Here is a 12,276-nt window from a genome sequence, read left to right as displayed (position 1 = left end):
AAGCTGTCCCTTAGACCGACCGTCTGCTAGGCTCCCGGCCTTGTTCACCGCCCGACATCGAGATCCCCCCGCGTGCCCGACGCCATTCTGCGCCTCGCCCTGCCTTCGCCCTTGCGCCGCCTGTTCGACTATCGAGCCCCGGCGGGCGTGCTGCGCGCCCAGTTGCAGCCGGGCATGCGCTTGCGGGTGCCGTTTGGCCGGCGGGAGATGATCGGGATTCTGGTCGAAGTGACCGATACCAGCGAAGTACCGGTGGAAAAACTCAAACCGGCGCTGGCCTTGCTCGATGCCACGCCACCGCTGCCCCCGGCGCTGTTCAAGCTGTGCCTGTGGACTTCGCAATATTATCAGCACAGCCTCGGCGATACCTTGAGTTGGGCGCTGCCGGTGCTGTTGCGTCAAGGCGAATTGGCCGAGGCCCGCCAGGAACGCTTTTGGTCAATCGTTCCCGGCGCCAGCGTGGATGATCCGCGTATCGCCCGAGCACCGCGCCAGCGTGAGGCGCTGACAACGCTCGCCCAACACCCGCACGGCGTCGCCCATCAGTTGCTGAGCAAACTGATGTTGAGCAAGGACAGCCTCGACCTGCTGCTGGCGAAGAATCTGGTGCAGGTGGAAATCCGTCGACACGCACCCGGCGCACGCCATGAACATTGGCTCGCGCAGCCGGAACTGCCGCTCAACGCCGAGCAGCGCGCCGCCTATGAAGCCATTCGCGCCGGCTTCGACTGTTATCACGCGTTCCTGCTGGCCGGCGTCACCGGCAGCGGCAAGACCGAAGTCTATTTGCAGTTGATCCGCGAAACCCTTGAGGCCGGCAAGCAGGCGCTGGTGTTGATCCCGGAGATCAACCTCGGCCCGCAAACCCTGGCCCGTTTCGAGCAGCGTTTCAATGCACGTATCGCCCTGATCCACTCGGCAGTCAACGATCGCGAACGCCTCGAAGCCTGGCTCGCTGCCCGCGATGGTGAGGCCGACATTATTATCGGCACCCGTTCGGCACTGTTCACCCCGATGAAAAACCCGGGGCTGATCATCATCGACGAAGAGCACGATGGCTCTTATAAACAGCAGGAAGGTTTGCGTTATCACGCCCGCGATCTGGCGCTGGTGCGCGCGCGACAGGAAAACATCCCGATCGTCCTCGGCTCCGCCACGCCTTCACTGGAAAGCCTGCACAACGCCTACACCGGGCGGTATGGCCTGCTGCGTCTGAACGAACGCGCTGGCGGCGCGAAACAACCGCGCTTCCTGCGCCTGGACGTGAAAAGCCGTCCACTGGACAGCGGCATCTCCGGGCCGATGCAGCAAGCCATCGGCCAGACGCTGGCGAACGGGCAACAGGTGTTGGTGTTCCTCAACCGCCGCGGCTTTGCTCCGACGCTGCTTTGTCACGATTGCGGCTGGATGTCCGAATGTTCGCGGTGCGATGCGCGGATGACTGTGCACCAGCGCCACGGTGAACTGCGCTGCCATCACTGCGGGTACGTCGAACGCACACCGCGCCAGTGCCCGAAGTGCAACAAGGTCGACTTGCGGCCCGTCGGCGCCGGCACCGAGCGTGCTGAAGAACGGCTGGCGATTCTGTTCCCCGATTACCCGGTGTTGCGCGTTGACCGCGACAGCACTTCGCGCAAGGACGCGATGAATCAGCTGTTCGCTACGATTCAGAAGGGCCAGCCGTGCATTCTGGTCGGCACCCAGATGTTGGCCAAGGGGCACCACTTTCCGCGAGTGACGCTGGTGTCGATCCTTGATGCCGACGGCGGGCTGTTCTCCGGCGACTTCCGCGCCAGTGAGCGCATGGCGCAGTTGATCGTACAGGTTGCCGGGCGTGCCGGGCGCGCGGAGGAGCCGGGCAAAGTGATCATCCAGACCCACCTCGCCGACCATCCTTTATTGGTGCAACTGACCGAACAGGGTTACTTCGCCTTTGCCGAACAGGCCTTGAGCGAGCGCCGCGCTGCCGGGCTACCGCCCTTTGCACATTTGGCGTTGTTGCGTGCCGAAGCGCACAAACCGGGGCAGGCTGAAGGCTTTCTCGATGAAGCGTGCAGCGAGGCTGAGCGCTTGCTGACCGAGCAGAATCTGAACGGGATTGAATTGCTCGGACCGGTGCCGGCGCCTATGGAACGTCGTGCCGGGCGTTATCGCGCTCAGCTACTGTTGCAAGCGACAGCGCGAGCGCCATTGCATCGGCTGCTGGCCAGTTGGTTGCTGGTGCTTGAGCAAATGCCAAGCGGGCGGGCGGTGCGCTGGTCGCTGGATGTCGATCCCGTCGATTTGTACTGAAAATCAAAAGATCGCAGCCTGCGGCAGCTCCTACAGAGGGATTCGCATTTATCTGTAGGAGTTGCCGCAGGCTGCGATCTTTCGCTCTTAATGTCACCACATATCCATAAGCTGCCTGCTAAGGTTGGCAAGCCCGTCTTCGCAACGGATAATGCCCAGTTTTTCCACCCGCGCATCGATGCGCCGCCGCGCTTGCGGTCGAAAGAGAAGACCATGAAAGACACCATTCGCCAGCTGATCCAACAAGCCCTCACCCAACTCGTCAACGAAGGTGTGTTGCCTGAAGGCCTGTCGCCGGCGATCCAGGTGGAGAACGCCCGTGACAAGACTCACGGCGACTTCGCCAGCAACATCGCGATGATGCTGGCCAAGCCTGCGGGCATGAAGCCACGCGATCTGGCGGAAAAAATCATCGCCGCGCTGCCGGCCGACGAAAACGTCACCAAGGCCGAAATCGCCGGCCCGGGCTTCATCAACTTCTTCCAGAACACCCAGGCCCTGGCCAACCGCCTCGACGCCGCCCTGGCCGACGCCCATGTTGGCGTGCGCAAGGCCGGCCCCGCACAACGCACCGTGGTCGACCTGTCGGCACCGAACCTGGCCAAAGAGATGCACGTCGGCCACTTGCGTTCGACCATCATTGGCGACGGTGTGGCGCGCGTTCTCGAATTCCTCGGCGACGAAGTGATCCGCCAGAACCACGTGGGCGACTGGGGCACCCAGTTCGGCATGCTGATGGCTTACCTGCAAGAAAACCCGATCACCAGCGACGAGCTGTCCGATCTGGAAAACTTCTACCGTGCCGCCAAGCAGCGTTTCGACGAGTCCGCAGAGTTCGCCGACCGCGCCCGTGGTCTGGTGGTCAAGTTGCAGGCCGGCGATGCCGAGTGCCTGGCGCTGTGGACCAAGTTCAAGGACATCTCGCTGTCGCACTGCCAGAAGATCTACGAACTGCTCAACGTCAAACTGACCATGGCCGATGTGATGGGCGAAAGTGCCTACAACGACGACCTGATCAACGTGGTCAACGACCTCAAGGCCGCTGGCATGCTGGTCGAGAGCAACGGCGCTCAGTGCGTGTTCCTCGACGAGTTCAAGAACGCCGATGGCGACCCGCTGCCGGTGATCATCGTCAAGGCTGACGGCGGTTACCTGTACGCCACCACCGACCTGGCGGCCGTGCGCTACCGCAGTGGCAAACTGAACGCCGATCGCGCGCTGTACTTCGTCGACCAGCGTCAGGCCCTGCACTTCCAGCAAGTGTTCGCCGTGGCGCGCAAGGCCGGTTTCGTGACCCATCCGATGGAGATGGAGCACATGGGCTTCGGCACCATGAACGGCGCAGACGGCCGTCCGTTCAAGACCCGTGACGGCGGTACCGTGAAGCTGATCGATCTGCTGACCGAAGCGCAAGAGCGCGCCTACAACCTGGTGAAAGAGAAGAACCCGACGCTTGCCGAAGACGAACTGCGCAACATCGCCAAGGTCGTCGGCATCGGTGCGGTGAAGTACGCCGACCTGTCGAAACACCGCACCAGCGACTACAGCTTCAACTTCGACCTGATGCTGAATTTCGAAGGCAACACCGCGCCGTACCTGCTGTACGCCTACACCCGCGTGGCCGGCGTGTTCCGTAAACTGGGCAAGGACTTCAGCGAAGTCGACGGCCAAATTGTCCTCGAAGCGGCGCACGAACAAGAGCTGGCAGCGAAGCTGGCGCAGTTCGGCGAAGTGCTCAACAACGTGTCCGACAAAGGCACCCCGCACATCCTTTGCACCTACCTGTACGACGTTGCCGGTCTGTTCTCCAGCTTCTATGAGAACTGCCCGATCCTCGCCGCCGAGACCCCGGCACAGATGCAGAGCCGTCTGCGCCTGGCCGCGCTGACCGGCCGCACCCTCAAGCAAGGCCTGGAGCTGTTGGGTCTGGAAACTCTGGAGCGTATGTAAGTTGGCTGCCAAGAAAAAACCTGCACCCAAGCGTGGCGCCAGCCGTTACCAAGCTCCTGCGAAGCAACCGATCCCGGGTTGGCTGTGGATGGCCATCGGCCTGACGGTCGGTGCTTTCATCGTGTTCCTGATGAAGCTGGAACCGGGCAAGGGCAGTGACACGGTCAAGCGCGAGAAGGTCGAACAACAGCAGAAAGCGTCAAAGATCGCCGAGGCCAACAAGACCCCGCCGAGCCCGACGCAACCGGTGAAGCCGAAGTACGATTTCTACACCCTGCTGCCGGAATCGGAAGTGATCGTGCCGCCGGACGCCGTGCCGGAGAAAACCCTGCCGACGCCGCAAGTGCCGAACATCCCGACCACGCCGGTGACCCCGGCGGAAGCGGCGAAGATCGACACCGCCCGCGCTCAGGCGGCATTGGCCGGGATTACCCCGCCGCCAGCGCCTCCTGTCAGCAAAGCGGCACCCGTGACCAAGTTCTTCCTCCAGGCCGGCTCTTTCCGCAAAGAGGCGGATGCAGATAAGGTCCGCGCGCAGATCATTCTGCTTGGCCAGGCCGTTTCGGTTGAGTCGGGCACGGTGAAGGACGAAACCTGGTACCGCGTACTGGTCGGCCCGTTCAGCAACCGCGAACAACTGACCACGGCGCAGAAACAACTGGCCGGCAGCGGTTTCAGCAACCTGTTGTTACAACAACGCCAGAGCCGCTGACCCGCGGCCGATCGTTCCCACGCTCTGCGTGGGAATGCCTCAAGGGACGCTCCGCGTCCCAGCGGTTAAGTGACGCGGAGCGTCACGGGCTGCGTTCCCACGCAGAGCGTGGGAACGATCAGATGTAGAACGCCGTTCGTCCCTCTGTGCCGCCCCCGGTTGAAATCCTCTCCACCACCCCCATATGAATGGGCATAAGGCATTTTCGCCCCGCAGTGTGGAGACTCTTCCCTTGACCACCATCGTTTCAGTCCGCCGCCACGGCAAAGTCGTCATGGGCGGCGACGGCCAGGTTTCTCTTGGCAACACCGTGATGAAAGGCAACGCGAAAAAAGTCCGTCGCCTGTACCACGGTCAGGTCATCGCCGGTTTTGCCGGTGCCACCGCCGACGCCTTCACCCTGTTCGAACGTTTCGAAGGCCAGCTTGAGAAACATCAGGGCCATCTGGTACGCGCTGCCGTCGAACTCGCCAAAGAATGGCGCACCGACCGCTCGTTGAGCCGCCTCGAAGCCATGCTTGCGGTCGCCAACAAAGACGCCTCTTTGATCATTACCGGCAACGGTGACGTGGTCGAACCTGAAGATGGCCTGATCGCCATGGGTTCCGGCGGCGGCTACGCACAGGCAGCGGCCAGCGCACTGCTGAAGAAGACCGACCTGTCGGCCCGGGAAATCGTCGAAACCGCGCTCGGCATCGCCGGCGACATCTGTGTATTCACCAACCACACCCAGACCATTGAGGAGCAGGATCTCGCTGAATAAGCCTGACGCGGCCCTGTGCCACGGCTTGTTTTTGCTTGAGGACCGTCAACTACTATGTCCATGACTCCCCGCGAAATCGTCCACGAACTCAACCGCCATATCATCGGCCAGGACGATGCCAAGCGCGCCGTCGCGATTGCCCTGCGCAACCGCTGGCGCCGGATGCAGCTGCCTGAAGAGCTGCGCGTTGAAGTGACCCCGAAAAACATCCTGATGATCGGCCCGACCGGTGTCGGTAAAACCGAGATCGCCCGTCGCCTGGCGAAACTGGCCAACGCACCGTTCATCAAGGTCGAAGCGACCAAGTTCACCGAAGTCGGCTACGTCGGCCGTGATGTCGAATCGATCATCCGTGATCTGGCCGATGCCGCGATCAAGATGCTGCGCGAGCAGGAAATGACCAAGGTTCGCCACCGCGCCGAAGACGCTGCCGAAGACCGCATCCTCGACGCGCTGCTGCCGCCGGCACGCATGGGCTTCAGCAACGAAGAAGCGCCAAGCTCGGATTCCAACACTCGCCAGCTGTTCCGCAAGCGCCTGCGCGAAGGTCAGCTGGATGACAAGGAAATCGAAATCGAAGTCGCCGAAGTGGCCGGCATCGAGATCGCCACGCCGCCGGGCATGGAAGAGATGACCAACCAGTTGCAGAGCCTGTTTGCCAACATGGGCAAGGGCAAGAAGAAAGCTCGCAAGCTCAAGGTCAAAGAAGCGCTGAAGATGGTGCGCGACGAAGAAGCCGGGCGTCTGGTCAACGAAGAAGAGTTGAAGGCCAAGGCCCTGGAAGCCGTCGAGCAGCACGGTATCGTGTTCATCGACGAAATCGACAAGGTGGCCAAGCGTGGCAACGTCGGCGGCGCTGATGTGTCCCGTGAAGGCGTACAGCGCGACCTGCTGCCGCTGATCGAAGGCTGCACCGTCAACACCAAACTGGGCATGGTCAAAACCGACCACATCCTGTTCATCGCTTCCGGCGCGTTCCACCTGAGCAAGCCGAGCGATCTGGTGCCGGAGCTGCAAGGCCGTCTGCCGATCCGCGTCGAACTCAAGGCTCTGAGCCCGGAAGACTTCGAACGCATCCTCAGCGAACCGCACGCCTCGCTCACGGAGCAGTACTGCGCGCTGCTGAAAACCGAAGGCCTGAACATCCAGTTCCAGCCCGAAGGCATCAAGCGCCTGGCGGAGATCGCCTGGCAGGTCAACGAGAAGACCGAGAACATCGGTGCCCGTCGCCTGCACACGCTGCTTGAGCGTCTGCTCGAAGAGGTGTCGTTCAGTGCCGGCGATCTGGCCAGTGCTCATGACGACAAGGCAATCCTGATCGACGCCGAGTACGTCAACAGCCACCTCGGCGAATTGGCGCAGAACGAAGACCTGTCCCGTTATATCCTGTAGGTCACCTACTCCTTGTAGGAGCTGCCGCAGGCTGCTCCTACAGGGGGATTCATTTAGTCGGATGACCTTCAATGACTACTATCCCCACCGACATCAAACTGCACAAAGCCTCGAAAACCCTGACGCTCACTTACGCGTCCGGCGAGGAGTTCACCCTGCCCGCCGAATTCCTGCGCGTGCATTCCCCCTCCGCCGAGGTCCAGGGCCACGGCAAGCCGATCCTGCAATTCGGCAAGCTCAACGTCGGCTTGACCAAACTGGAACCGGCCGGTCACTACGCACTGAAACTGACCTTCGACGACGGCCACGACAGCGGCCTGTTCACCTGGGACTATCTCTACGAACTGGGGCGACGTCATGACGCACTCTGGGCCGATTATTTGGCCGAGCTCAAAGCCGCCGGCAAAACCCGCGACCCGGACCAGTCGATCGTCAAGCTGATGCTCTAGCCCAAGTGTCTTGCTCTTTAGAGGGCATTTTCTAAATTCATCTGTTTGAATGCTCTGCTGCGTGGTCGAGGATCGGCCTGCTTGCGAAAAAAATTAAACTCGGGTAACCAATGGAGCTGGCAAGTTCCCTGCAGTGCTCTACGACTGTAAAGCAGCTATGCAGAATTAACGGTCACCCGAGCAGTAGTACCTGGCATTGGCTGTGGAACTGCACAGCAGAAAACCGGGTACTCGTCTCAGGACAATGGAGCGTCGTAGATGAGTAACAAGAATAACGATGACCTGAAGTACCAAGCCTCGGAAAACACCCTGGGGCTTAATCCCGTCGTTGGGCTGCGCGGAAAGGATCTGCTGGCCTCTGCTCGTATGGTGCTGAAACAGGCCATCAGACAACCTATCCATAGTGTCAAACACGTCACCCATTTCGGCCTTGAACTGAAGAACGTGCTGTTAGGCAAATCCGAACTGCAACCGGCCGGCGATGACCGTCGCTTCGCCGATCCCGCGTGGAGCCAGAACCCGCTCTACAAACGTTATCTGCAAACTTACCTGGCGTGGCGCAAGGAACTCCATTCCTGGATCGACGACAGCAGCCTTTCACCCAAAGACATCGCCCGCGGCCACTTCGTGATCAACCTGATGACCGAAGCCATGGCCCCGACCAACACGGCGGCCAACCCGGCGGCGGTCAAACGCTTCTTCGAGACCGGCGGCAAAAGCCTGCTCGACGGCCTCTCCCATCTGGCCAAGGATCTGGTGCACAACGGCGGCATGCCGAGCCAGGTCAACATGGGCGCGTTCGAGGTCGGCAAGAGCCTGGGCGTGACCGAAGGCGCGGTGGTGTTTCGCAACGATGTGCTGGAGCTGATCCAATACAAGCCGATCACCGAGCAAGTCCACGAGCGCCCTCTGCTGGTGGTGCCGCCACAGATCAACAAGTTCTATGTATTCGACTTGAGTCCGGACAAGAGTCTGGCGCGTTTCTGCCTGCGCAATAACGTGCAGACGTTCATCGTCAGCTGGCGCAACCCGACAAAGGCGCAGCGCGAGTGGGGCCTGTCGACGTACATCGATGCGCTCAAAGAGGCGGTCGATGTGGTCACCGCGATCACCGGCAGTAAAGACATCAACATGCTCGGCGCCTGCTCCGGCGGCATCACCTGCACCGCCCTGCTCGGCCATTACGCAGCGCTTGGCCAGAAGAAGGTCAATGCCCTCACGTTGCTGGTCAGCGTGCTCGATACCACGCTCGATAGCGACGTCGCGCTGTTCGTCGATGAACAGACCCTTGAGACCGCCAAGCGCCACTCGTATCAGGCTGGTGTGCTCGAAGGCAAAGACATGGCCAAGGTCTTCGCGTGGATGCGCCCCAATGACCTGATCTGGAACTACTGGGTCAACAACTACCTGCTCGGCAACGAGCCGCCGGTGTTCGACATCCTGTTCTGGAACAACGACACCACAAGGTTGCCGGCCGCATTCCACGGCGATCTGATCGAGATGTTCAAAAACAACCCACTGATCCGCCCCAATGCACTGGAAGTGTGCGGCACACCGATCGACCTCAAGCAGGTCACGGCGGACATCTTCTCGCTGGCCGGGACCAACGACCACATCACCCCGTGGAAGTCCTGCTACAAGTCGGCGCAGTTGTTCGGTGGCAAGGTGGAATTCGTGTTGTCGAGCAGCGGACATATCCAGAGCATTCTGAACCCGCCGGGCAACCCGAAATCGCGTTACATGACTGGCGAAGAAATGGCTGCCAATGCCAATGACTGGCAAGAGAACTCGACCAAGCACACCGATTCCTGGTGGCTGTACTGGCAGGCGTGGCAGGCCGAGCGTTCGGGCAACTTGAAAAAAGCCCCGACCAAACTGGGCAACAAGGCGTACGCGCCAGGTGAAGCATCGCCGGGCACTTATGTACATGAGCGGTAACTGACACATCTCGCTCTCAATGTAGGAGCTGCCGAAGGCAGCGCCTACATGAGGCGCGGTGAATTTAAATTCACAGGGCCTGAAGCATGCCGCAACCGTTCATCTTTCGCACCGTCGACCTGGATGGCCAGACCCTCCGCACGGCAGTACGCCCCGGCAAGCCTCACTTGACGCCCTTGCTGATTTTCAACGGCATCGGCGCCAACCTGGAGCTGGTGTTTCCGTTTGTCGCAGCGCTGGACCCGGATCTGGAAGTGATCGCCTTCGACGTGCCCGGTGTCGGTGGTTCCTCGACGCCGAACCGGCCGTATCGCTTTCCCGGCCTCGCCAAACTGACTGCGCGGATGCTCGATTACCTCGACTACGGCCAGGTCAATGTGATTGGTGTGTCGTGGGGCGGCGCACTCGCGCAACAATTCGCTTACGACTACCCCGAGCGCTGCAAGAAACTGGTGCTGGCCGCGACCGCAGCCGGTGCAGTGATGGTGCCGGGCAAGCCGAAAGTCCTGTGGATGATGGCCAGCCCCCGACGCTACATTCAGCCGTCCCACGTGATCCGCATCGCGCCGTTGATCTACGGCGGTTCGTTCCGCCGCGACCCGACCCTGGCCGCCAGCCATGCAGCGAAAGTGCGTTCGGCGGGCAAGCTCGGTTACTACTGGCAACTGTTCGCCGGCCTTGGCTGGACCAGCATTCACTGGCTGCACAAGATCAATCAACCGACGCTGGTGCTGGCCGGCGATGACGATCCGCTGATCCCGTTGATCAACATGCGCATGCTCGCCTGGCGGATTCCCAATGCTCAGTTGCACATCATCGACGACGGTCATCTGTTCCTGATTACCCGCGCCGAAGCGGTGGCGCCGATCATCATGAAATTCCTCGAAGAGGAGCGACAGCGGGCGGTGATGCACCCGCACCCGTCACCGCTGGGCGGTTAACCGCCGCGGCAGGCTTTATGCAGGGCTTCGAACAACATGCGCGGCAGGACGCCGCGCAGGCAACAAGCCACAACAGCGTCTATGGTGTTCTGGTTCGGTGAGTTTGTTTTTGGCCTGAAGACGAAGGAGTGTTGAGTCATGCGCGAAAAACCAGCGACGGGCGTGGTCCCCAGCCCCGCCGTGTTCATCAACGCACAAAGTGCGATCACCGGCTTGCGTGGTCGGGACCTGCTCTCGACCCTGCGCAGCGTCGCAGCCCATGGCCTGCGCAATCCGATCCACAGTGCCAAGCACGCCCTGAAACTTGGCGGCCAGCTCGGCCGAGTGCTGCTTGGCGAAACCCTGCACCCGACCAATCCACAGGACACTCGTTTTGCCGACCCGGCGTGGAGCCTGAATCCGTTTTACCGGCGCAGCCTGCAGGCCTATCTGGCCTGGCAGAAACAGGTCAAAAGCTGGATCGACGACAGCGACATGAGCCCGGATGACCGCGCCCGGGCGCAGTTTGCCTTCACGCTGCTCAACGACGCCGTGGCGCCGTCCAACACCCTGCTCAACCCGCTGGCGATCAAGGAGTTGTTCAACTCCGGTGGCAACAGTCTGGTGCGCGGTCTTAGTCATTTGTTCGATGATTTGCTGCACAACGACGGTCTGCCACGGCAAGTCACCCGGCAGGCTTTCGAGGTCGGCAAGACCGTCGCTACCACCACCGGCTCGGTGGTGTTTCGCAACGAAATGCTGGAACTGATCCAGTACCGACCGATGAGCGAAAAGCAATACGCCAAGCCGCTGCTGGTGGTGCCGCCGCAAATCAACAAGTACTACATTTTCGACCTCAGCCCGCAAAACAGCTTCGTCCAGTACGCCCTGAAGAACGGCTTGCAGACGTTCATGATCAGTTGGCGCAACCCTGATGTGCGCCATCGCGAATGGGGCCTGTCGACCTACGTCGAAGCGGTGGAAGAAGCGATGAACGTGTGCAGGGCGATTACCGGCGCCCGTGAGATCAACCTGATGGGCGCCTGCGCCGGCGGCCTGACCATCGCCGCCCTGCAAGGGCATTTGCAGGCCAAGCGGCAGCTGCGGCGCATATCCAGTGCTACCTATCTGGTCAGCCTGCTCGACAGCGAGATCGACACCCCGGCCACACTGTTCGCCGATGAGCAGACCCTGGAAGCCGCCAAGCGTCGTTCCTATCAGAAAGGCGTGCTGGATGGTCGCGACATGGCCAGGATCTTCGCCTGGATGCGCCCCAACGACTTGATCTGGAGCTACTTCGTCAACAACTACCTGTTGGGCAAAGAGCCGCCGGCCTTCGACATCCTTTACTGGAACAATGACAACACCCGGCTGCCCGCCGCGTTTCATGGCGACTTGCTGGACTTCTTCAAACATAACCCGCTGACCCATCCGGGCGGCCTCGAAGTCTGCGGCACGCCGATCGATCTGCAGAAAGTCACCGTCGACAGTTTCAGCGTCGCTGGCATGAACGACCACATCACGCCGTGGGACGCGGTGTATCGCTCGACCCTGCTGCTGGGTGGTGACAAGCGCTTCGTGCTGTCCAACAGCGGCCACGTGCAAAGCATCCTCAACCCGCCAAGCAACCCGAAAGCCGCTTACGTCGAGAACGGCAAGATGAGCAGCGACCCGCGCGCCTGGTACTACGACGGCAAACACGTCGACGGCAGTTGGTGGCCGCAGTGGCTGGAATGGATTCAGCAGCGCTCGGGCGCCCAGCACGAAACCCAGATGACCCTCGGCAACCCGAACTATCCACCGATGGAGGCAGCACCCGGTACTTACGTGCGTGTGCGCTGACGCTTAACCGAACTTTTC

At 61.1% G+C, this 12,276-nt stretch carries 9 protein-coding genes; all 9 read left to right on the top strand.

The features are described from left to right. Positions 1 to 72: 72 nt before the first annotated feature. The 9 genes from IAI51_RS17385 to phaC (IAI51_RS17345) all read left to right on the top strand — a co-directional run bounded on the left by IAI51_RS17385 (position 73) and on the right by phaC (IAI51_RS17345) (position 12,258). Positions 73 to 2,292: a primosomal protein N' gene (locus tag IAI51_RS17385; RefSeq protein WP_187679596.1), complete on the top strand. Its 2,220-nt coding sequence runs from the start codon at positions 73 to 75 to the stop codon at positions 2,290 to 2,292. Between the two features lie 213 nt (positions 2,293 to 2,505). Next, positions 2,506 to 4,242, top strand: a complete 1,737-nt coding sequence (argS, locus tag IAI51_RS17380) for an arginine--tRNA ligase (RefSeq protein ID WP_187679595.1) — start codon at positions 2,506 to 2,508, stop codon at positions 4,240 to 4,242. A gap of 1 nt (position 4,243) precedes the next feature. Next, positions 4,244 to 4,954, top strand: coding sequence for an SPOR domain-containing protein (locus IAI51_RS17375; protein WP_187679594.1), 711 nt, complete (start codon positions 4,244 to 4,246; stop codon positions 4,952 to 4,954). A 232-nt stretch (positions 4,955 to 5,186) separates the two neighbouring features. Continuing rightward, positions 5,187 to 5,717 carry an ATP-dependent protease subunit HslV gene (gene hslV / locus IAI51_RS17370; protein WP_016984593.1) on the top strand — a complete coding sequence of 177 codons (531 nt, stop codon included), beginning with the start codon at positions 5,187 to 5,189 and terminating at the stop codon, positions 5,715 to 5,717. Between the two features lie 54 nt (positions 5,718 to 5,771). Continuing rightward, positions 5,772 to 7,109 carry an ATP-dependent protease ATPase subunit HslU gene (gene hslU, locus IAI51_RS17365; protein ID WP_187679593.1) on the top strand — a complete coding sequence of 446 codons (1,338 nt, stop codon included), beginning with the start codon at positions 5,772 to 5,774 and terminating at the stop codon, positions 7,107 to 7,109. Positions 7,110 to 7,180: 71 nt separating this feature from the next. Next, positions 7,181 to 7,558 carry a gamma-butyrobetaine hydroxylase-like domain-containing protein gene (locus tag IAI51_RS17360; protein WP_187679592.1) on the top strand — a complete coding sequence of 126 codons (378 nt, stop codon included), beginning with the start codon at positions 7,181 to 7,183 and terminating at the stop codon, positions 7,556 to 7,558. Positions 7,559 to 7,816: 258 nt separating this feature from the next. After that, positions 7,817 to 9,496: a class II poly(R)-hydroxyalkanoic acid synthase gene (gene phaC / locus IAI51_RS17355; RefSeq protein ID WP_187679591.1), complete on the top strand. Its 1,680-nt coding sequence runs from the start codon at positions 7,817 to 7,819 to the stop codon at positions 9,494 to 9,496. Between the two features lie 86 nt (positions 9,497 to 9,582). Next, entirely contained in the window at positions 9,583 to 10,437 is an 855-nt protein-coding gene (gene phaZ, locus IAI51_RS17350) for a poly(3-hydroxyalkanoate) depolymerase (RefSeq protein WP_187679590.1), read from the top strand. Between the two features lie 138 nt (positions 10,438 to 10,575). Beyond that, entirely contained in the window at positions 10,576 to 12,258 is a 1,683-nt protein-coding gene (gene phaC / locus IAI51_RS17345) for a class II poly(R)-hydroxyalkanoic acid synthase (RefSeq protein WP_187679589.1), read from the top strand. Positions 12,259 to 12,276: the final 18 nt, after the last annotated feature.

Origin of the sequence: Pseudomonas sp. N40(2020), assembly GCF_014472415.1 — a bacterium.
In the GTDB taxonomy this organism is placed as follows: domain Bacteria; phylum Pseudomonadota; class Gammaproteobacteria; order Pseudomonadales; family Pseudomonadaceae; genus Aquipseudomonas.
Note: the sequence above shows the minus strand (reverse complement) of the source record. Positions and strands in the feature narration are given on the sequence as shown.